This is a genomic window from Rhizobium rhizogenes NBRC 13257 (genome assembly GCF_000696095.1).
Taxonomy (GTDB): domain Bacteria; phylum Pseudomonadota; class Alphaproteobacteria; order Rhizobiales; family Rhizobiaceae; genus Rhizobium; species Rhizobium rhizogenes.
In genome coordinates this window covers 76,575-96,967 of the sequence record NZ_BAYX01000007.1, presented here as the reverse complement: position 1 = coordinate 96,967, position 20,393 = coordinate 76,575, and the positions used below count along the sequence as shown (strand labels likewise).

At 60.6% G+C, this 20,393-nt stretch carries 17 protein-coding genes; 15 read left to right on the top strand and 2 right to left on the bottom strand.

Going from position 1 to position 20,393, the window contains the following annotated elements:
• Positions 1-124: 124 nt before the first annotated feature.
• The 7 genes from RRH01S_RS16780 to RRH01S_RS16750 all read left to right on the top strand — a co-directional run bounded on the left by RRH01S_RS16780 (position 125) and on the right by RRH01S_RS16750 (position 8,435).
• Positions 125-2,551 (top strand): GcvT family protein, encoded by a 2,427-nt coding sequence (locus RRH01S_RS16780; protein ID WP_012652119.1) that lies wholly within the window; start codon positions 125-127, stop codon positions 2,549-2,551.
• A gap of 306 nt (positions 2,552-2,857) precedes the next feature.
• Positions 2,858-3,760, top strand: coding sequence for a branched-chain amino acid ABC transporter permease (locus RRH01S_RS16775; protein WP_007689941.1), 903 nt, complete (start codon positions 2,858-2,860; stop codon positions 3,758-3,760).
• A gap of 4 nt (positions 3,761-3,764) precedes the next feature.
• Complete coding sequence (livM, locus tag RRH01S_RS16770; protein ID WP_007689940.1) at positions 3,765-5,156, top strand: high-affinity branched-chain amino acid ABC transporter permease LivM; 1,392 nt, start codon at positions 3,765-3,767, stop codon at positions 5,154-5,156.
• Complete coding sequence (locus RRH01S_RS16765; protein ID WP_007689939.1) at positions 5,156-6,028, top strand: ABC transporter ATP-binding protein; 873 nt, start codon at positions 5,156-5,158, stop codon at positions 6,026-6,028. Before livM ends, RRH01S_RS16765 begins: the two co-directional genes overlap by 1 nt.
• The gene (locus tag RRH01S_RS16760; protein ID WP_007689938.1) at positions 6,028-6,756 is read left to right on the top strand and encodes an ABC transporter ATP-binding protein; all 729 of its coding nucleotides are present in this window, start codon (positions 6,028-6,030) and stop codon (positions 6,754-6,756) included. Before RRH01S_RS16765 ends, RRH01S_RS16760 begins: the two co-directional genes overlap by 1 nt.
• 24 nt (positions 6,757-6,780) lie before the next feature.
• Entirely contained in the window at positions 6,781-7,134 is a 354-nt protein-coding gene (locus RRH01S_RS16755; protein ID WP_012652116.1) for a DUF6867 family protein, read from the top strand.
• A gap of 179 nt (positions 7,135-7,313) precedes the next feature.
• Positions 7,314-8,435: a branched-chain amino acid ABC transporter substrate-binding protein gene (locus RRH01S_RS16750; RefSeq protein ID WP_007689933.1), complete on the top strand. Its 1,122-nt coding sequence runs from the start codon at positions 7,314-7,316 to the stop codon at positions 8,433-8,435.
• A gap of 139 nt (positions 8,436-8,574) precedes the next feature.
• Here the strand turns inward: RRH01S_RS16750 and RRH01S_RS16745 are convergent, their stop codons facing one another.
• The gene (locus RRH01S_RS16745) at positions 8,575-9,498 is read right to left on the bottom strand and encodes a response regulator transcription factor (RefSeq protein ID WP_012652115.1); all 924 of its coding nucleotides are present in this window, start codon (positions 9,496-9,498) and stop codon (positions 8,575-8,577) included.
• Positions 9,491-12,880 carry a hybrid sensor histidine kinase/response regulator gene (locus RRH01S_RS16740; RefSeq protein ID WP_042473192.1) on the bottom strand — a complete coding sequence of 1,130 codons (3,390 nt, stop codon included), beginning with the start codon at positions 12,878-12,880 and terminating at the stop codon, positions 9,491-9,493. The genes RRH01S_RS16745 and RRH01S_RS16740 overlap by 8 nt, the downstream gene beginning before the upstream one ends.
• A gap of 229 nt (positions 12,881-13,109) precedes the next feature.
• On the opposite strand from RRH01S_RS16740, the gene urtA reads away from it, so the two are divergent.
• From urtA to RRH01S_RS16700, 8 genes are all read left to right on the top strand, one after another.
• Positions 13,110-14,399, top strand: coding sequence for an urea ABC transporter substrate-binding protein (gene urtA, locus RRH01S_RS16735; RefSeq protein WP_042473189.1), 1,290 nt, complete (start codon positions 13,110-13,112; stop codon positions 14,397-14,399).
• 71 nt (positions 14,400-14,470) lie between these two features.
• Positions 14,471-16,096 (top strand): urea ABC transporter permease subunit UrtB, encoded by a 1,626-nt coding sequence (gene urtB, locus RRH01S_RS16730; protein WP_012652113.1) that lies wholly within the window; start codon positions 14,471-14,473, stop codon positions 16,094-16,096.
• Positions 16,093-17,253, top strand: coding sequence for an urea ABC transporter permease subunit UrtC (urtC, locus tag RRH01S_RS16725; RefSeq protein ID WP_012652112.1), 1,161 nt, complete (start codon positions 16,093-16,095; stop codon positions 17,251-17,253). Before urtB ends, urtC begins: the two co-directional genes overlap by 4 nt.
• 4 nt (positions 17,254-17,257) lie before the next feature.
• Positions 17,258-18,013, top strand: a complete 756-nt coding sequence (gene urtD, locus RRH01S_RS16720) for an urea ABC transporter ATP-binding protein UrtD (RefSeq protein ID WP_007689924.1) — start codon at positions 17,258-17,260, stop codon at positions 18,011-18,013.
• Position 18,014: 1 nt separating this feature from the next.
• A complete protein-coding gene (urtE, locus tag RRH01S_RS16715; RefSeq protein ID WP_012652111.1) occupies positions 18,015-18,710 on the top strand; it encodes an urea ABC transporter ATP-binding subunit UrtE in 696 nt (231 codons plus the stop codon).
• Between the two features lie 165 nt (positions 18,711-18,875).
• On the top strand, positions 18,876-19,697 hold the full coding sequence (locus RRH01S_RS16710; protein WP_012652110.1) for an urease accessory protein UreD: 822 nt from the start codon (positions 18,876-18,878) through the stop codon (positions 19,695-19,697).
• Positions 19,698-19,728: 31 nt separating this feature from the next.
• A complete protein-coding gene (locus RRH01S_RS16705) occupies positions 19,729-20,031 on the top strand; it encodes an urease subunit gamma (protein ID WP_007689920.1) in 303 nt (100 codons plus the stop codon).
• A 22-nt stretch (positions 20,032-20,053) separates the two neighbouring features.
• On the top strand, positions 20,054-20,359 hold the full coding sequence (locus RRH01S_RS16700; RefSeq protein WP_007689919.1) for an urease subunit beta: 306 nt from the start codon (positions 20,054-20,056) through the stop codon (positions 20,357-20,359).
• The last annotated feature ends 34 nt before the right edge of the window (positions 20,360-20,393 follow it).

Here is a 20,393-nt window from a genome sequence, read left to right as displayed (position 1 = left end):
AGACATATCGGTTTCGCAGTTCGGGCTATTTGGCCTCTTGGATAGTCTCTAGGCTGCCCTGCAAATGCGGCCGGTTGCAGGGAAAACCCCTTGCGACTTCGAGCCGAAAACAGGGGATTTCCAGATGAAAAGCCATGCCAGGGTCGTCGTCATCGGTGGCGGTGTCGTCGGATGTTCGGTACTCTATCACCTGACGAAATTCGGCTGGACGGATGTCGTCCTGCTTGAGCGATCCGAGCTGACGTCGGGCTCAACTTGGCATGCGGCCGGCGGCATGCACACGATCAACGGCGACCCGAATGTCGCCAAGCTGCAGAAATATACGGTCGAGCTCTATAAAGAGATCCAGGAGTATTCCGGCCAGGATATCGGCCTGCACATGACCTCGGGCCTTATGCTGGCTGCGACGCCGCAGCGCTTCGACTGGCTGAAGTCGATCCTCGCCAAGGGACGTTACAACGGTCTGGAGGCGACATTGCTGACGCCGAAGGAAGCGCACGAGATGATGCCGCTTCTCGACCCTGACCAGTTCGTCGGCGCTCTCTACGACCCCGTCGAGGGCCATCTCGACCCTTACGGCACCACACATGCCTATGCCCGCTCTGCCAAGAAGAACGGCGCCGATATCTATCTGCACACCAAGGTCGAGGATCTGGTGCAGCGTGAGGACGGCTCCTGGCGGGTTATCACCAATCAGGGCGAGATCATCGCCGAGCATGTCGTCAACGCCGGTGGCCTCTGGGCGCGCGAGGTCGGCCGCATGGTCGGGCTGGAGCTGCCGGTGCTTGCCATGGAGCACATGTATCTGATCACCGAGGATATGCCCGAGGTGATGGACTTCAACAAATCCACTGGCAAGGAGCTGATGCACTGCGTCGACTTCGATGGCGAGATCTATCTGCGCCAGGAGCGGCAGGGCATGCTGATGGGCACCTATGAAAAGGCCTGTCGCCCATGGTCGCCGGTGACCACGCCCTGGGATTTCGGCCATGAGCTGCTGGCCGAGGATATCGAGCGCATCACGCCGGAACTGGAAGTCGGCTTCCGCCATTTCCCCGCCTTCAACAATGCCGGCATCAAGAAGATCATCAACGGGCCTTTCACCTTCTCGCCGGATGGCAATCCGCTGGTCGGGCCGGTGCGAGGACTGACGAATTACTGGTCGGCCTGCGCCGTCATGGCCGGCTTCAGCCAGGGCGGCGGCGTCGGGTTGGCGCTCGCTAACTGGATGATCCATGGCGACCCGGGCTTTGATGTTTTCGCCATGGATGTCTCGCGCTACGGCGATTACGCGACACTAGCCTACACCAACGCCAAGGTGCGCGAGAATTATACTCGCCGCTTCTCCATCCGCTATCCCAACGAGGAGTTGCCGGCGGCGCGGCCGCTGCTGACGACGCCGATCTATGACAAGCTCAAGGCGGTGGGCGGTGTTTTCGGGGCATATTATGGGCTGGAGCAGGCGCTGTGGTTCGCGCCCGAGGGTGAGGTCGACCAATTCTCCTGGCGGCGGTCCAACGATTTCGATGTCGTCGGTGCGGAAGCCAAGGCGGTCCGCGACAGCGTCGGGCTGATGGAGACCTCCGGTTTTGCCAAATATTCGGTCAAGGGATCGGGTGCGGAAGCCTTTCTCGACCGGCTACTTGCCTGCCGCATTCCGGCTATCGGCCGCATGACGCTTGCGCCGATGCTGAAACATGACGGCAAGCTGATCGGCGACTTCACGCTTGCCAAACTGGGCGAGGGGGATTTCCTCGTCATCGGTTCCGGCATCGCGGAGGCCTATCACATGCGCTGGTTCGAAACCCTGCTGCCGAAGGATGGCTCGGTGGAGCTGAAGGCGCTCGGCCTGTCGCTGCTCGGCCTCTCCATCGCCGGACCGAATGCGCGCAAGCTCCTGGAAAAGCTGACGCATCAGGATGTCTCCTCAGCCGCTTTCCCCTTCATGTCCATCCGGCGCATGGATCTCGGCATGGCGCCCGCTATTGTCGGCCGTGTCTCCTATACAGGCGATCTTGGCTATGAGATCTGGATGAAGCCGGAGCATCAGCGCTATCTTTTCGACCTGCTGATGCAGGCGGGTGCCGAATTCGGCATCAAACTCTTTGGCTTGAGAGCCCTGAACGCGCTGCGCCTCGACAAATCCTATGGCAGCTGGGCACGAGAATATCGTCCGCTTTATGGACCGCTGGAGGCAGGGCTCGGCCGATTCGTCGCGCTTTCCAAGGAGACGGATTTCATTGGCAAGGCAGCGGCCGCCAAGGAGAAGGCCGAGGGTGGAGTAATGAGGCTACGCACCTTCATTCTGGCCGTGAAGGATGCCGACGTCATCGGCGATGAGCCGATCTATCATGATGGTGCCGTTTGCGGCTGGGTAACTTCTGGCGGCTACGCGCACGCCTCGGGCGTCTCGGTTGCCGTCGGCTACGTGCCTAAGGAGATTGCCGACGAAATGCCAGGATGGTCGATCGAGCTGCTCGGCGACATAGTGCCGGCAACGCTGCAGCCACTGCCGCTGTTCGATCCCGACGGTGCGCGCATGCGCTCCTGAACATCAGCCTCTAGCGAATGGAACGGGCTCGCTGGAGAGCCTGTTCCCGAAGAGATATTTTCGGCCTAAACCATCTATTATGCTGTCCTGGCTGTTTTTTGAGCTGGAACATGCCGTTTTTCTACCATTTCTGGTTCGATTTGCGCCATTGCACAGTCATTTGAAAAGAATTTGTCAATTTCCTGCCTTTTTGGCTTCACATTTCCTTCGAAAGCAGTATGGAATCGCGCCCAAGGGCCCTCTCGAAAGGAACCTCAATCAATAAGAGATGCGGTCCATAGACTCCGCATCCAGGGGAAATGACATATGGATTATTTTATCCAGCAGCTCCTAAACGGGCTGACTCTCGGGTCTATTTATGGCCTGATCGCCATTGGCTATACCATGGTTTACGGCATCGTCGGCATGATCAACTTTGCCCATGGCGACGTTTTCATGCTCGGTGGCTTCGCCGCTCTCATCACTTATCTGGTTCTTGTATCGTTCTTCGCCGGTCTGCCGGTGGCGGTCTTGCTTCTGGTCATGCTCATTGTCGCCATGTTGATGACGAGCCTGTGGAACTGGGTGATCGAGCGCATCGCTTACAGGCCATTGCGCGGTTCGTTCCGCCTGGCGCCGCTGATTACTGCAATCGGCATGTCGATCGTGCTGTCGAACTTCATCCAGGTCGCTCAGGGCCCGCGCAACAAGCCGATCCCGACGCTGGTGGGCGATGTGTATAATTTCGACGGTGTATCGCTGTCGCTGAAGCAGATCATCATCTTCGTCATCACGGTCGTCCTGCTCGCGGCCTTCTGGTACCTGGTTAACAAGACAGCACTTGGCCGCGCCCAGCGCGCCACGGAGCAGGACCGCAAGATGGCGGCGCTGCTTGGCATCAATGTCGACCGGACCATTTCCGTCACCTTCATCATGGGCGCGGCACTCGCCGCTGTCGCAGGCACGATGTACCTGATGTATTATGGCGTCGCCAATTTCACCGATGGTTTCACCCCCGGTGTCAAGGCGTTCACTGCGGCCGTTCTCGGTGGCATCGGCTCGCTGCCGGGCGCCGTTCTCGGCGGCCTGATGATCGGCTTCATCGAATCGTTCTGGTCGGGCAATTTCGCCATCGCGTATAAGGATGTCGCGACCTATGCCATCCTCGCCTACGTGCTGATCTTCAAGCCGACCGGTATCCTCGGACGGCCGGAAGTCGAGAAGGTATAACGCCATGGCAAATTCAAATTTCGTTGCAGGCAAGACCGCGCCCGGCCTTGTCCGGAAAGGGCTTACCGACGCTCTCTGGACGGCGCTCATCACCTTCGGCATGTTCGTGCTCTATATCGGCCTAAAGACCGATCAGAACATCGACAACCAGTTGGTTATCGTTCAGCGCTGGGGCCTTCTGGCATCCATCGTCGCCATTGCGACGGTCGGTCGTTTCTTGGTTACGGTCTTCATCCAGCCTCAACTGGCGGCACGGAAGGCAACCAAGGCGAAGGCGCCGCCGGTCGTGGCCGAGCCAGGCTTCGTCTCGAAGAACTTCAACAAGATGGCCTTGGCCTTCCTGCTCGTCTATCCGATGCTGGCGCTGGCGCTCTTCGGCCCGCAGGGATCGCTGACCTATGTCGACAATTTCGGCATCCAGATCCTGATCTATGTGATGCTCGCCTGGGGCCTGAACATCGTCGTCGGCCTTGCCGGTCTGCTCGACCTTGGTTATGTCGCCTTCTATGCCGTCGGCGCCTATTCCTACGCGTTGCTGTCGACGCATTTCGGCCTGTCCTTCTGGATCCTGTTGCCGTTGTCCGGCATTTTCGCCGCCCTATGGGGCATGGTCCTCGGCTTTCCGGTGCTGCGCCTGCGCGGTGACTATCTGGCGATCGTGACGCTGGCTTTCGGCGAAATCATTCGTATCGTGCTCACCAACTGGACCGATGTCACCAAGGGCAGCTTCGGTATTTCCAACATCACCAAGGCATCGCTGTTCGGCCTCTACACCTTCGATATGAAGGATCCGCACAACGTCATCAGGACCTTTGGCCTGTCGACGTCGTCGGCCTGGTACAAGATCTTCCTGTTCTACGTCATCCTGGCGCTCTGCGCGTTGACCGCCTATGTGACGATCCGGCTGCGCCGCATGCCGATCGGTCGTGCCTGGGAAGCGTTGCGTGAAGACGAGATCGCCTGCCGCTCGCTCGGCATCAACACCGTGACGACCAAGCTGACGGCCTTTTCCACCGGCGCTATGTTCGGCGGCTTTGCCGGCTCCTTCTTCGCTGCCCGCCAAGGCTTCGTTTCGCCGGAATCCTTCGTGTTCCTTGAATCGGCGGTCATCCTTGCCATCGTCGTTCTCGGCGGCATGGGTTCGCTAAAGGGCATCGCCATTGCCGCGATCGCCATGATCGGCGGTACCGAACTATTGCGCAGCATGGGCTTCCTCAAGATTATCTTCGGTGCCGATTTTACGCCGGAGCTTTACCGCATGCTGATTTTCGGCCTCGCCATGGTGGTCGTCATGCTGGTGAAACCGCGCGGCTTTGTCGGAACTCGTGAGCCGACCGCCTTCCTCAAGGAGCGAAGAGCGGTGTCCGGCAGCTTTACCAAGGAGGGCCACGGCTGATGAACGCTGTGACCACAACCCCCGACGACGTCCTGCTAAGGGTCGATCATCTTTCGATGCGCTTCGGCGGCCTGATGGCCATCAACGACTTCTCCTTCGAGGCCAAGCGCGGCGATATCACCGCGCTGATCGGACCGAATGGCGCAGGAAAGACCACCGTGTTCAACTGCATCACCGGCTTCTACAAGCCGACGATGGGGATGATCACGCTCCACCAGAAGAGCGGCAAGGAATATCTCCTTGAGCGGCTGCCGGATTTCCGGATCACCCGCGAAGCCAAGGTGGCGCGTACGTTCCAGAACATCCGTTTGTTCTCCGGCCTGACCGTGCTCGAAAACCTTTTGGTGGCGCAGCATAACAAGCTGATGAAAGCATCCGGCTATACGGTGCTCGGCCTGCTTGGTATCGGCAAGTATAGTGTTGAGGCCAAGAATGCCATCGAGCTGGCACGGTTCTGGCTGGAGAAGGCCGACCTCGTCGATCGCGCCGATGATCCGGCCGGCGATCTTCCCTATGGCGCGCAGCGCCGCCTGGAAATCGCCCGCGCCATGTGCACCGGTCCGGAACTCCTGTGCCTGGACGAGCCGGCCGCCGGTCTCAACCCGCGCGAATCGCTGGTGCTCAACGAGTTTCTGCGCAACATCCGCAAGGATGCCGGCACGTCGATCCTCCTGATCGAGCACGACATGTCGGTGGTGATGGAAATCTCCGATCATGTGGTCGTGCTCGAATACGGACAAAAGATTGCCGACGGCACGCCGGACCAGGTCAAGAACGATCCAAGAGTGATCGCGGCCTATCTCGGCGTCGAGGATGAAGAAGTGGAAGAGGTTATCGCCGAAGTCGAGCACCTCCAGGAGGGTGAACACTGATGACGGGCCAACCGCTTCTGAAAGTTGACGGCGTCGAAACCTATTATGGCAATATCCGCGCTCTTGCCGGCGTCAATGTTGAAGTCAACAGTGGCGAAATCGTCAGCCTGATCGGCGCCAACGGTGCCGGCAAGTCGACGCTGATGATGACGATCTGCGGCAGCCCGCAGGCCCGCGCTGGTTCGGTGACCTTCGACGGCCAGGACATCACCCGCATGCCGACGCATGAGATCGCCCGGCTGCGCATTGCGCAGTCACCGGAAGGACGGCGCATCTTTCCGCGCATGACGGTCTATGAAAACCTGCAGATGGGCGCGAGCCTCGACAAGCTTAAATATTTCAATGAGGACGTCGAGAAGATCTTCACCCTGTTTCCGCGCCTGAAGGAGCGTCAGTCGCAGCGCGGCGGCACGCTGTCGGGTGGCGAGCAGCAGATGCTGTCGATCGGCCGCGCATTGATGGCGCGTCCGAAGCTGCTTTTGCTTGATGAGCCCTCGCTGGGCCTCGCACCGTTGATCGTCAAGGGTATCTTCGAGGCCATCAAGGTTTTGAACAAAACCCAGGGGCTGACCGTCTTCCTCGTCGAGCAGAACGCCTTTGCGGCGCTGAAGCTCTCCGATCGCGGCTATGTCATGGTCAATGGCCGGGTGACAATGAGCGGCTCGGGCAGGGAGTTGCTTGCCAATCCCGAAGTGCGCGCGGCCTATCTCGAAGGTGGCCACCATTGAGCCCCGTTTCGCGGAGAATTTGATATGCAGGGACTTTTCATCGATAGCGATACCGGCGGCCGTATGATCATCCGCGCGGTCATCGTGCTTCTGGGTTTCTGGACCGCATGGCGTGCCGGCCGCGCCGTGGCGTCCAACTGGAACTCTTATCCGCTGGCGGTCATCTATACATTCATGATCGGGCTTGCGCTGCAGTTCCTGCATCACGCGCTGTTCAATGGACCGGTGTTCGACCTTCTCAACTATATCGTCGACGTGGTTCTTCTGCTCGTCTTCGCCACCGCCGGATATCGTTACCGGCGTACGGACCAGATGGTGAATAATTATTATTGGCTCTATGAAAAGACCTCGGCCTTTTCATGGAAGAAGAAGAATTGACACCGCGCTGAAACTGGGCACAGTCTGAATACCAAGCTGGAAATGCTCGCGAAATCGCTTAACATATTTCGGGAACATACTTTCCAGGCGTTAAGAGGCAAATATACCGGCGCGATGGTTGGTGGGTATTGCGCAGGGCAAAGCAAACGGAACCCGCTTAAAAAATTGGGAGTAACAATATGAAGAAGTATCTCATGTCGGCCGTGGCTCTGTCGGCGATGATCGCTTTCAGCGGCGTTGCGAAGGCTGACATTCTCCTTGGCGTCGGCGGTCCGTTGACAGGCCCGAATGCTGCCTTCGGTGCTCAGCTCCAGAAGGGTGCTGAACAGGCTGTTGCCGACATCAATGCAGCCGGCGGCATCAATGGCGAAAAGCTCAAGCTCGAACTCGGCGACGACGTTTCCGACGCCAAGCAGGGCGTTTCGGTTGCCAACAAGTTCGTCGCTGACGGCGTGAAGTTCGTGGTCGGTCACTTCAACTCGGGCGTTTCCATCCCGGCTTCGGAAGTCTACGCTGAAAACGGCATTCTGCAGATCACTCCTGCTTCGACTAATCCGACCTTTACTGAGCGCGGCCTGTGGAACACTTTCCGTACCTGCGGTCGCGACGACCAGCAGGGTGCAGTCGCCGGCAAGTACATCGCCGACAACTTCAAGGGCGCCAAGGTTGCTGTCGTTCACGACAAGACCCCCTATGGCCAGGGTCTTGCCGACGAAACCAAGAAGAACCTCAACGCCGCTGGCGTGAAGGAAGTTCTCTATGAAGGCATCACCCCTGGCGACAAGGACTACTCAGCCCTCATCGCCAAGATGAAGGATGCCGGCGTCGATTTCGTCTACTATGGCGGCCTGCATACCGAAGCTGGCCTGATCCTGCGTCAGTTGGCCGACCAGGGTGTCAAGGCACACTTCATGTCCGGTGACGGCATCGTCTCGAACGAGCTGGCTTCGATCGCCGGCGACGCTGTTGACGGCACGCTGATGACCTTCGCTCCGGATCCGCGCAAGAACCCGGCTTCCACCGATCTCGTCGCCAAGTTCCGTGCTGCAGGCTACGAGCCGGAAGGCTACACGCTCTACGCCTACTCTGCCGTTCAGGTCATTGCCGACGCCGCCAAGGCTGCCGGCTCCAACGACCCGATGGCTGTTGCCGACGCGCTGAAGGCAAAGGGTCCGTTCAAGACCGCCATCGGCGAACTCGGCTTCAACGCGAAGGGCGACATCACCCGTCCGGACTACGTCATGTACAAGTGGTCCAAGGGTGCCGACGGCAAGTACACCTACGACGAAATCTCGAAGTAATCTTCGCGACGCCGGTTTCCGGCGATGCGTTCGATCTAGGGAGCCCGGCCATTGGCCGGGCTTCTTTCGTTCGGGGCTGCGAACTGCCGTATCGGGGGAGGTCTCTTCACACCGCAAGCGGAGGAGGGAACAGTCTTATCTACATCTCATGCAGCACATGTGCCGCCTTGACGGCGGCAGACGCTCGGTTCTCGACGCCGAGCTTCACATAGATCTGCTCCAGATGCTTGTTCACCGTCCGGGCGGAGAGACCCAAAATCTCACCAATATCGCGGTTCGACTTGCCCTTGGCGATCCACAGTAGCACCTCGGATTCACGCTGGGTGAGCGAGAAATGCTGGCGCAGCACGCCGTCGTCGGCGCGCTGGTTGGTGGCGGTCAGGCGGAAAAGATATTCGTCCGCGCCGATTGCGCCGAGGAAGGAGAATTGCAGGGCGGCCTGGCCGCCATTGCTGATCGAGACCAGGTTGTCGCGCGCCGGGCCGAGCCGGGCGCGCTCGCTCATGAAGGTGGCGATGTGCTTCACGACAAGTTCTAGCCCATCGTCGCTGCCGGTGGCGGCGTTGATCAGCCGGGTTGCCTGCGGTGTCGACCAATGGATCGCGCCATCGCCCTTGACCGCCAGCAGGTGCCGCCCGGCGGCATCGAGCGCCACCCGGGCGCTCTGGGCGGAGCGAGCATTGCGCAGGTGGACACGGATGCGGGCGCGCAGCTCATCGACGTTGATCGGCTTGGAGAGATAGTCGACCCCACCGGACTCCAGCGCGTGCACCACATGTTCGGTTTCGGTCAGCCCGGTCATGAAGATGACCGGGATCTGGGCGACGCCGACATTGGCCTTCAGTCGCCGGCAGGTCTCGAAACCATCCATGGATGGCATGACGGCGTCGAGCAGGATCAGGTCCGGCGTGATGCGCTCGACAATGTTCAGCGCCGCAGACCCCGATGTGGCGATCAGCACGGAGAAGCCTGACTGTTCCAGGGCATCGGTCAGGAATCCGAGTGCCTCCGGCGAGTCGTCCACGAGCAAGACTATATCGCGGGGAAGGGCGGGCTCAGCCAATCGGTTCTACCTTTTCGTTGTCGAATTTGCTCAGGAAATCCAGGAAGCCGTCGAGGTTGAAGGCCTGGACATAGGTGCGCAAGGCGTCGGTGAAGGGTTGGTTTTCATCCAGCTTGGCAAGGTCCGCGAGCTTCGCCTCGATCCCTCTGACATAGCCGATTTCGCCGAGCCGTATCAACTCGCGCACATGCTCTATTCCCGGGCTCTTCATCGGCAGCGGTGCCTTTGGCAGGACGGGTGCGGAGGCATCGACATAGACCCATTTCAGGCCGAGATGCAGGGCAAGCTTGTCGCGCAGCTGGCGGATATCAATCGGCTTGGCGATTGCGTCATTGTGGCTGTCGTCGCTGTCCTTGGCGGCGGCGCTGTCGCCGATATTGGCCGACAGCATCAGGATCGGCGCCGTCTGACCGCTTTCCCTCAGCCGCGAGACCAGCTGCCAGCCGTTCATGCCCGGCATGGAGATATCGACGAGGAAGAGATCGGGCTTGATGCCCTCGATCAGCGTCAGACAGTCCGGGCCGCCGGTGGCTGTCAGCACAATGAAATCGAGTGGCGACAGCACTTCGCGCATCAGCTCGCGATGATCCTCATTGTCGTCGACGACGACGATGGTGCGGCGCGGGCCTTCATAGCCGACGATCCGCTGCTCCTGTGCCGGCGGCTTCATCGGCCGGAGCACCGCCGACAGCATCAGGCGCACCTTGAAAGTCGAGCCCTTGTCCTTCTCGCTGACGACGGCAATCTCTCCACCGAGCGTGTTGGTGAGCAGCTGCGTGATGGTGAGGCCAAGGCCGAGGCCCGGCATTGGGCGGATGCTCTCCGCTTCGCCACGCTGGAAGGGTTCGTAGATGCGGGTGAGATCCTTCTCGGCGATCCCCCGACCGGTATCGGCAATCGTGAAAGTCGCGACTTGACTGCGATAGCCGACCTCGAAGCGAACGCTACCGGTGTCGGTGAATTTGATCGCATTGGAGAGCAGATTGACGAGGATCTGTCGCAGCCGCTTCTCGTCGGTGCGGACATAGTCGGGCAGGGCAGCGGTGGGCTCGTAGACGAAGGCAAGACCCTTGGCCTGCGCCTGCGGGCGGAACATGTCGACGATCTGGTCGAGAAAGTCCTTGATGTTGATTTCGTTGGAATAGACCTGCAGGCGACCGGCCTCGATCTTGGAAATGTCCAGCAGCCCGTCGATCAGCCCCGACAGGTGCTCGGCGCTGCGGCGGATGACTTTCAGCGAGGATTGCCGTGGCGCGGGAATGGTCTCGTCGCGCTCGAGGATCTGGGCATAGCCGAGCACGGCGTTGAGCGGCGTGCGCAATTCGTGGCTGAGGCCGACGACATAGCGGCTCTTGGCGCGGTTGGCGGCCTCAGCCGCCTCCTTGGCGCTCTGCAAGGCGGCGTCCGTCTTCTTGTGTGCGGCGATTTCCTTGAGCAGTAGCGTGTTCTGGCGCGAGGATTCTTCCTCTGCGACGACGCGGCTGTCATGGGCAAGTACGTAGAACCAGCAGACGACGCCGGCGATGACGGCAAATACGAAGAAGACGATCAGGATGGTGCGGTCGACCACTTGCGCGGTCTCGGGCGAGGCAGAGCCCACTTGATGCGCGATCATCGCGAGGATGGCGCCGACAGCCGTGAGGGCCAAGGCGACAGCGATGCCGTAGCGGCCGAGGCGGGTGGCGAGCTTGGCGACGATGGTCGCTGGCAGCAATGTCTTGGCGACGGTGCCGACCTGCGTGTTGAGCCGCGCCTTCGGCTTGCACATGTCATGGCAGCGGCTGTCGAGCGAGCAGCAGAGCGAACAGATCGGCGCGGCATAGGCCGGGCACCAGGCCATGTCCTCCGGCTCGAAAGGATGTTCGCAGATCGAGCAGGTGATGGTGCTGAGGTTCTTCCAGCTCTGGCGAGGCTTGCGGGCGAGATAGAACTTGCCCTTGGTCGCCCAGGCGATGGTGGGCGAGGCGATCAGCGCGATGACTAGGGTAATATAGGGGGCGAGCGAGGCGGCGACCGCGCCGAAGACGCCAAAGTGGGCGATCAGCGAGATTGTTGCCGACAGCGCCATGGTGCCGAGGCCAACCGGGTTGATGTCGTAGAGATGGGCGCGCTTGAACTCGATGCCGGGCGGGGCAAGGCCGAGCGGCTTGTTGATGAAGAGATCGGCAGAGATGGTGCAGAGCCAAGCCATGGCGATGATCGAGAAGATGCCGAGCGTCTCCTCCAGCAGCTTGTAGATGCCAAGCTCCATCAGGAGCAGGGCGATGGCGACGTTGAAGATCAGCCAGATGACGCGGCCGGGATGGCTATGGGTCAGCCGGGAGAAGAAATTCGACCAGGCAAGCGACCCCGCATAGGCGTTCATCACATTGATCTTCAACTGCGAGATCATGACGAAGGCGGCCATCAGCAGCAGCGCCGCATTGTGCCAGGGGATCATGTAACCGAAGGCGGTGAGATACATCTGCGCTGGGTCGGCGGCGCGATCGGCAGGCACGCCCGAGCTCAAGGTCAGGACGACGAGAAACGAGCCAGCCAGCAGCTTCGGCGCACCGATGATCACCCAGCCGGGGCCGGCGAGGAAGATGACCAGACGATGCCGCCACTTGCGATGGCCTTCCGGCGGCAGGAAGCGCAGGAAGTCGGCCTGCTCGCCGATCTGCGACATCAGCGCCAGGATCACGGCGGAGGCCGCTCCGAATTCGACGAGATTGAAGGGAGCAGCGCTTCCGGGCACGCCCGAGGCATGGTGGATGCCGGCGAAAGCGCGCCAGAGGTCGAACTTGCCCCAGTCGGAAAAGGCGATGAAGACGAAGGGCAGGATGTTGAGGACGATCCAGAATGGCTGGGTCAGCAGCTGGAACCGGCTGATCAGACTAACGCCGTGCGTGACCAGCGGGATGACCATGACGGCGCTGATGATGTAGCCGATCCACAAGGGGATACCGAGAGTCAGCTCCAAGGCGCCCGACATGATGGAGGCTTCGATCGCAAACAGCATGAAGGTGAAGCTGGCATAGATCAGCGAGGTGATGGTCGAGCCGATATAGCCGAAGCTTGCACCGCGGGTCAGCAGATCGATGTCGACGCCGTGACGGATGGCATAGCGGCTGATGGGCAGGCCGATTGCCAGCATGGCGATGCTGGCGACGATGATGGCATAAAAGGCGTTGGTGGTGCCGTAGGAGAGCGTGATGGCGCCACCGATCGCTTCCAGCGCCAGGAAGGAAATGGCGCCGATCGCCGTCTGCGAGATGCGCTGCGAGGAAAATTGCCGGGCGCTCTTGGCGGTAAAACGCAGGGCATAGTCTTCCAGCGTCTGGTTCGCGACCCAGCGGTTATATTCGCGTCTTACCGGGATGATGCGTTGCCGCGCTGCCATGCCAACCCTTCAGCAGTTCCGCCACAGTATTCCGGCGGTCCAGAGATGTCGTAACACGGATCGATACGGCACTTAAGGGCATGATAGGGGCATAGACTGCACATTTCGCCCCGGCATCTACGTCATATTACGTATGTGGTTTCCCCCGCTGCTGCCGGATATTCCGGGCAGGCAACGGTTAATCTTCGTTTACGAGCCGTTGCGGCAGATAAAAAGAGGGGAACTAAACATGAAATTGAAGACTCTCGTCTCCGGCGCACTTTTGGGCACCATCATGTCGACAACGGCATTCCATGGAGCCTTTGCTGCCGACGACACCATCAAGGTCGGCGTTCTCCACTCGCTTTCGGGCACCATGGCGATTTCGGAAACGACGCTGAAAGACGCCATGCTGATGCTCATCGACGAGCAGAACAAGAAGGGTGGCGTTCTCGGCAAGAAGCTTGAGCCTGTCGTCGTCGACCCGGCATCCGATTGGCCGCTGTTTGCCGAAAAGGCGCGCGAGCTGATCCAGAAAGACAAGGTCTCGGCCGTCTTCGGTTGCTGGACCTCGGTATCGCGCAAGTCGGTCCTGCCGGTGTTCAAGGAATTGGATTCGATCCTGTTCTACCCGGTCCAGTTCGAAGGTGAAGAGTCCGAGCGCAACGTCTTCTACACGGGCGCTGCTCCGAACCAGCAGGCGATCCCCGCCGTCGACTACCTGATGAAGAACGAAGGCGTGCAGCGCTGGGTGCTCGAAGGCACCGACTACGTCTATCCGCGCACGACCAACAAGATCCTTGAAGCCTATCTGAAGTCCAAGGGCGTCAAGGACGAAGACATTATCACCAATTACACGCCGTTCGGCTTCTCCGACTGGCAGACGGAAGTCTCGAAGATCAAGGCTTTCGGCGCCGCCGGCAAGAAGACCGCCGTGGTCTCCACCATCAACGGCGACGCCAACGTTCCCTTCTACAAGGAACTCGGCAACCAGGGCGTCAAGGCTGAAGACATTCCGGTCGTCGCCTTCTCGGTCGGCGAAGAAGAGTTGGCCGGCGTTGACACCAAGCCGCTGGTCGGCCATCTCGCCGCCTGGAACTACTTCCAGTCCGTCGATACGCCTGCCAATGCCGCCTTCATCAAGGAATGGCACGCCTACACCAAGAACGACAAGCGCGTCACCAACGACCCGATGGAAGCCGCCTATATCGGCTTCAACATGTGGGTGAAGGCTGTCGAAAAGGCCGGTACGACCGATCCGGACAAGGTGATCGACGCGCTCGTCGGCGTCTCGGTTCCGAACCTCACGGGCGGCTACGCCACCATGATGCCGAACCACTACATCACCAAGCCTGTGCTGATCGGTGAAGTGCAGGAAAACGGTCAATTCGACGTCGTTTCGCAGACTCCGGAAGTCGTCGGTGACGAATGGTCCGACTTTCTGCCCGACAGCAAGGACCTGATCTCGGATTGGCGCCTGCCAATGAACTGCGGCAACTTCAACGTTGCCACTGGCAAGTGCGGCGGCAAGGGTTCCTGAGTTCCGCCTGCTGATGTGAGACCGTCGCGGGCAGGCTTCTCTGCCCGCGACAGCTTGAGGGGACAAGCGCGATGATCGACAAATTCGCTTACCGTATAGCCTTGGCGCTCGTTGCCGGCTTTTGCCTGATGCTGGTGCTGACCGCCACGGCGCTGCGCGCTGAGGAGGATGCACATAGCCTCATCAACGCGCTTGGTCCGGCAAACTTCCAGCAGGCCGACGAGATCGTCAAGAACCTGGCCAAGACCGGCGATCCCAAGGTGGTGCCGGCCTTGCAGGCTTTCTCGGATGGCGATCTCTACGTCAGGAAATCCGACAACCAGGTCTTCATTGCCAAATCCTCCGGCGATGCCATGAGCCTGATCGACCCGGTCACCGGGCAGGCGGCCGGCGAGGAAGCCAAGGGCAACCTCACGAAAATCAAGATCAACAACAATCTCCGTCGCTCGGTCCGCGCGGCACTCGGCGGCTTGACGCTGTTGAGCCCGGATCGCGGCGTCCGGCTGGAAGCGGCGCAATCGGTGCTGAAGTCGCCGAGCCCGGATTCGCTGGAAGTGCTGGAGGCAGCCCTTCAGAATGAGAAGGACGGCGAAATTCGCGGCGTGCTGGAAAAGGCGCGCGCAGTTGCCGTCCTTAGCTCCGATCGTCCGCTGGAGCAGAAGAGAGCCGCGATCGAAACGATCAAGACCGAGGGCGGACGTGACGCCATCGGCATCCTTTCCTCCGTTTCCGTCGATGACAGCCTGAAGCCCGATGTTGCCGCCGCCATTGCCGGCATCCAGGATCAATTGCAGATCTGGGATGCGGTGCAGAATGTCTGGTACGGCCTGTCGCTCGGTTCGGTGCTGTTGCTGGCTGCCATCGGCCTTGCCATCACCTTCGGGGTCATGGGCATCATCAACATGGCGCATGGCGAGATGGTGATGCTCGGGGCCTACTCCACCTTCATGGTGCAAAGCGTTATTCGCACGTCCTATCCGGAACTCTTCGATTGGTCGCTGGCGATCGCCTTGCCCGTTGCATTCGTGGTGACGGGTGCCGTCGGCCTTGTCATCGAGCGCGGCGTTATCCGCTTTCTCTATGGCCGGCCACTGGAAACGCTGCTTGCCACCTGGGGCATTTCACTGATCCTGCAACAGGCGGTGCGCTCGATCTTCGGGCCGACCAATCAGGAAGTCGGCAATCCCTCCTGGATGTCCGGCTCCTTCGATATCGGCTATCTCTCGTTTACCTGGAACCGCCTCTGGATCATCGTCTTTTCGCTTGGCGTCTTCGTCGCCCTGTTGCTGCTGCTTAAGCGCTCGGCCTTCGGGCTGCAGATGCGCGCGGTGACGCAGAACCGGCGCATGGCATCCTCGATGGGTATTCGTACGCCCTGGGTCGATGCCTTCACCTTTGCGCTCGGCTCGGGCATTGCCGGCATGGCGGGCGTCGCGCTTTCGCAGATCGACAATGTTTCACCGAACCTCGGCCAGAGCTACATCATCGACAGCTTCATGGTCGTGGTGTTCGGCGGTGTCGGCAATCTCTGGGGCACGCTGGTCGGCGCCTTCTCGCTCGGCATCCTCAACAAGTTCCTCGAGCCCTATGCAGGCGCGGTGCTTGGCAAGATCCTGGTGCTCGTCCTCATCATCCTCTTTATCCAGAAACGTCCCCGCGGGCTCTTTGCCCTCAAGGGCAGGGCGGTGGAAGCATGATCACGGCCTTTATCCTCCGCTCGCTCGACCGCCGCATCAGCATCGCCATCGCGATATTGATTGCGATCGCCTTTCTCGTGCCGCTGTCGAACCTGCTGTTGCCGGAAACCAGCGCGCTGCATGTGCCGACCTATCTGATGTCGCTGTTCGGCAAGTATTTGACCTATGCGCTGCTCGCCCTGGCGCTCGATCTGGTCTGGGGCTATTGCGGCATTCTCTCGCTCGGCCATGGCGCCTTCTTCGCGCTCGGCGGCTATGCGATGGGCATGTATCTGATGCGGCAGATCGGCACGCGCGGCACCTATGGCAACCCCATCCTGCCGGACTTCATGGTCTTCCTGAACTGGAAGGAGCTGCCCTGGTTCTGGTACGGCTTCGATCATTTCTGGTTCGCGATGATCATGGTGCTGGCGGCCCCCGGCCTGCTCGCCTTCATCTTTGGTTGGTTCGCCTTCCGCTCACGCGTCAACGGCGTCTATCTCTCCATCATCACGCAGGCGATGACCTATGCGCTGCTGCTTGCCTTCTTCCGCAACGATATGGGCTTTGGCGGCAATAATGGCCTCACCGATTTCAAGGACATTCTCGGCTTCAACATCCAGGCCGATGGTACGCGTGCCACGCTCTTTGCCATCACGGCGCTGCTCCTGGCGCTGGCGCTGATGCTGTCTTCGGCGATCGTGCGCTCAAAATTCGGCAAGGTGCTGGTCGGCGTGCGTGACGCGGAGAGCCGGACGCGCTTCCTCGGCTACCGTGTCGAGCACATGAAGCTCTTCGTCTTCGTGGTATCGGCGATGATGGCGGGCATTGCCGGCGCGCTCTATGTGCCGCAGATCGGCATCATCAATCCTGGCGAATTCGCGCCGGCCAATTCCATCGAAGTGGTCATCTGGACGGCGGTCGGCGGCCGGGCAACGCTGATCGGCCCGATCATCGGCGCCATCCTCGTCAATGGCGGCAAGACCATCTTTACCGGCCTGTTCCCGAGTTTCTGGCTCTTTGCGCTCGGCGGCCTCTTCGTCGCGGTGACGCTGTTCCTGCCCAAGGGCATCGTTGGGACGGCGGCGCAGTATATCGGCAATGGCCGCAAGCCCGTCAGCCCGAAACCGAAGGCCGAGGAAGACGAAGCCAGCAAGACCATTCAGGCGGCGGAGTAAGAGCATGATCCCGGATATCAAACCCAACAGCATGCTCTATCTCAACAACGTCTCCGTCTCCTTCGACGGGTTCAAGGCGCTGAATTCGTTGTCGATCGTCATCGAACCGGGAGAGCTTCGCGCCATCATCGGCCCGAACGGTGCCGGCAAGACGACGATGATGGACATCATCACCGGCAAGACGCGGCCCGATGAGGGCGAGGTGTTCTTCAACGGCCAGGTCGATCTCACCAAGAAGGATGAGGCTGATATCGCCCAACTCGGCATCGGTCGCAAATTTCAGAAGCCGACCGTCTTCGAAAGCCATACGGTCTGGGACAATCTGGAGCTGGCGCTCAACCGCAAGCGCGGCGTTTTCTCGACGCTGTTCTATCGTCTGACACCGGCCGATAGCGACCGCATCCACGAAATCCTCGACACTGTGCGGCTTTCGCATCGCCGCGATGAACTGGCCGCCAATCTCTCGCACGGGCAGAAGCAATGGCTGGAGATCGGCATGCTGCTCGCACAAGAGCCGAAGCTGCTTCTGGTCGACGAGCCCGTTGCCGGTATGACGGACGCCGAGACGGCGGAGACGGCGTTGCTGCTGAAGGAAATCGCCAAGACGAGGTCGGTGGTGGTGGTGGAGCACGATATGGGCTTCATCCGCGACCTCGGCGTCAAGGTGACGTGCTTGGCGGAAGGGTCTGTGCTGGCTGAGGGATCGATCGATTTCGTCAGCAGCGATCCGAAGGTAATCGAGAATTATCTGGGGCGATGAGATGCTGACAGTCGAAAACGCAAATCTGCATTATGGCGCCGCACAGGCGTTGCGTGGCATCTCGATCAAGGCCGAGATGGGCAAGATCACTTGCGTGCTCGGGCGCAACGGTGTCGGCAAGAGTTCGCTGCTGCGCGCCGTCACCGGCCAGCATGCGCTGTCGGCGGGCACCGTTGCTTTCAACGGCGTGACGCTGAACGGCATGGCGCCGTTTGCCCGCGCCAAGCAGGGCATCGGCTATGTGCCGCAGGGCCGCGAGATCTTTCCGCTGCTGACGGTCAAGGAAAATCTGGAGACCGGCTTTGCGCCCGTGCCTCGCCGTGATCGCACTATTCCCGATGACATCTACAGCCTGTTTCCGGTGCTGAAATCCATGCTGTCGCGCCGTGGCGGTGATCTCTCAGGTGGCCAGCAGCAGCAATTGGCGATCGGCCGGGCGATGGTGACGCGGCCGAGGATATTGGTGCTGGACGAGCCGACGGAAGGCATCCAGCCCTCGATCATCAAGGATATCGGCCGGGCGATCCGCTACCTCCGGGATTCCACCGGCATGGCGATCCTGCTGGTCGAGCAATATCTCGATTTCTGCCGCGAGCTCGCCGACTACGTCTACATTATGGACCGTGGCGAGATCGTCCATGAGGGGCTGGCGGAGACGCTGGACACGCCCGAGGCACGCCGGCATCTGACGGTCTGAGGCCGCTGCCGTTCTTTTCATCGTCTGGCGAAAAATGCGGCGGCTACCGGGATGCTCCGAGCCGGGGTTCAGGGCGATCGCATAAGGCACAGAAATTGCTTGCGTTTGTTCCCTGGCGGGTTTCAATGACCTGCGACGACATGATGGGTTGAGTGGAGAAACGGGATGACAGTGGCGGCGGCGAGCACGAGACCGCAGAGGGCGCGCGGACGCGGCCATCTGGCGGCCAGGGCGCTTGACGGGCGTACGCGTCTTGCCGAGCTTTTTCAGGAGGGGTCGGCGAAGATCCGCTTGCCCGCAACCTTCGACAATTCCATGGAAGCGGTCATTATCAACACAGCCGGCGGCCTGACCGGCGGTGACCGCATGGATTGGAGTATCGTCGCCGGGCCGGGTACACGCATCGACGTGACCACGCAGGCCTGCGAGAAGATCTACAAGGCATCCGCCAGCACCGCCGAGGTCGTGACCTCGATCAGAGCCGGCGCCGGCGCGCGCGTCGATTGGTTGCCGCAGGAGACCATTCTGTTTGATCGCGCCTCGCTGTCCCGCAGGCTGGATGTCGATCTCGATGAAACGGCCGAATTCCTGGCTGTGGAGGCGATCCTGTTAGGCCGCAAGGCCATGGGCGAGGCGATGAGGCAGGGGTTGTTCCGCGATCGCTGGCGTATCCGTCGCGCTGGGCGGCTGATCCATGCCGAGGAATTGCGGCTCGATGGTGATGTCGCGGCCCTGACCGCCGAGCATGCCGTATTGAGCGGACAGGTCGCCTTTACGACTTTGCTTTACGCCGGGCCGCTGGCGGAAACTTATCTCGCCCAGGTGCGGCCGCTCGTCGAGGGGCACATGGGCGGTGCCAGCCAATGGCGCGACAAGCTGGTGGTGCGGCTGGCGGCGTCCGATGGCTTCGCACTCAGAAAAATCCTGATCCCGGTCATTTCCGCCTTGCGCAACGGAGCGCCTGTGCCGAAAGTCTGGAATCTCTAGTTCAAGAACATAGCAATCACATAGGTAGGCGATGAACCTCACTCCGAGAGAAAAAGACAAGCTGTTGATTTCCATGGCGGCGATGGTGGCGCGGCGGCGGCTGGAGCGCGGCGTCAAGCTCAACTATCCCGAAGCCATCGCGCTGATCTCCGATTTCGTCGTCGAAGGCGCCCGCGATGGCCGCCCGGTCGCCGAGCTGATGGAGGCCGGCGCCCATGTCATCACCCGCGATCAGGTGATGGAAGGGATTGCCGAGATGATCCATGACGTGCAGGTCGAGGCGACGTTTCCGGATGGAACGAAGCTGGTGACCGTGCACGAGCCGATCCGCTGAGCGACGGCAGAGGAGAAAGACCATGATCCCAGGTGAAATCATTGCCGCGAGCGGCGATATCGAACTCAACGTCGGCGCGCCAACCGTAACGTTGGAGGTCTCCAATACCGGCGACCGGCCGGTGCAAGTCGGCAGCCATTATCATTTCGCCGAGACGAACGGCGGCCTGTCCTTCGATCGGGACAAGGCGAGGGGCATGCGGCTCGATATTCCAGCGGGAACCGCCGTGCGTTTCGAGCCGGGCCAGACGCGCTCGGTGACGCTGATCCCGCTGTCCGGCAAACGCGAGGTCTACGGCTTCCGCCAGCAGGTCATGGGCAAGCTCTGAGGCTTGCCGGGGAGGGCGCACAGTGAGCGCGAAA

Coding starts and splice junctions, on each gene's coding strand:
- RRH01S_RS16780 (WP_012652119.1), top strand. CDS start 125: ATGAAAAGCCATGCCAGGGTCGTCGTCATCGGTGGCGGTGTCGTCGGA.
- RRH01S_RS16775 (WP_007689941.1), top strand. CDS start 2,858: ATGGATTATTTTATCCAGCAGCTCCTAAACGGGCTGACTCTCGGGTCT.
- livM (WP_007689940.1), top strand. CDS start 3,765: ATGGCAAATTCAAATTTCGTTGCAGGCAAGACCGCGCCCGGCCTTGTC.
- RRH01S_RS16765 (WP_007689939.1), top strand. CDS start 5,156: ATGAACGCTGTGACCACAACCCCCGACGACGTCCTGCTAAGGGTCGAT.
- RRH01S_RS16760 (WP_007689938.1), top strand. CDS start 6,028: ATGACGGGCCAACCGCTTCTGAAAGTTGACGGCGTCGAAACCTATTAT.
- RRH01S_RS16755 (WP_012652116.1), top strand. CDS start 6,781: ATGCAGGGACTTTTCATCGATAGCGATACCGGCGGCCGTATGATCATC.
- RRH01S_RS16750 (WP_007689933.1), top strand. CDS start 7,314: ATGAAGAAGTATCTCATGTCGGCCGTGGCTCTGTCGGCGATGATCGCT.
- RRH01S_RS16740 (WP_042473192.1), bottom strand. CDS start 12,880: ATGGCAGCGCGGCAACGCATCATCCCGGTAAGACGCGAATATAACCGC.
- urtA (WP_042473189.1), top strand. CDS start 13,110: ATGAAATTGAAGACTCTCGTCTCCGGCGCACTTTTGGGCACCATCATG.
- urtB (WP_012652113.1), top strand. CDS start 14,471: ATGATCGACAAATTCGCTTACCGTATAGCCTTGGCGCTCGTTGCCGGC.
- urtC (WP_012652112.1), top strand. CDS start 16,093: ATGATCACGGCCTTTATCCTCCGCTCGCTCGACCGCCGCATCAGCATC.
- urtD (WP_007689924.1), top strand. CDS start 17,258: ATGATCCCGGATATCAAACCCAACAGCATGCTCTATCTCAACAACGTC.
- urtE (WP_012652111.1), top strand. CDS start 18,015: ATGCTGACAGTCGAAAACGCAAATCTGCATTATGGCGCCGCACAGGCG.
- RRH01S_RS16710 (WP_012652110.1), top strand. CDS start 18,876: ATGACAGTGGCGGCGGCGAGCACGAGACCGCAGAGGGCGCGCGGACGC.
- RRH01S_RS16705 (WP_007689920.1), top strand. CDS start 19,729: ATGAACCTCACTCCGAGAGAAAAAGACAAGCTGTTGATTTCCATGGCG.
- RRH01S_RS16700 (WP_007689919.1), top strand. CDS start 20,054: ATGATCCCAGGTGAAATCATTGCCGCGAGCGGCGATATCGAACTCAAC.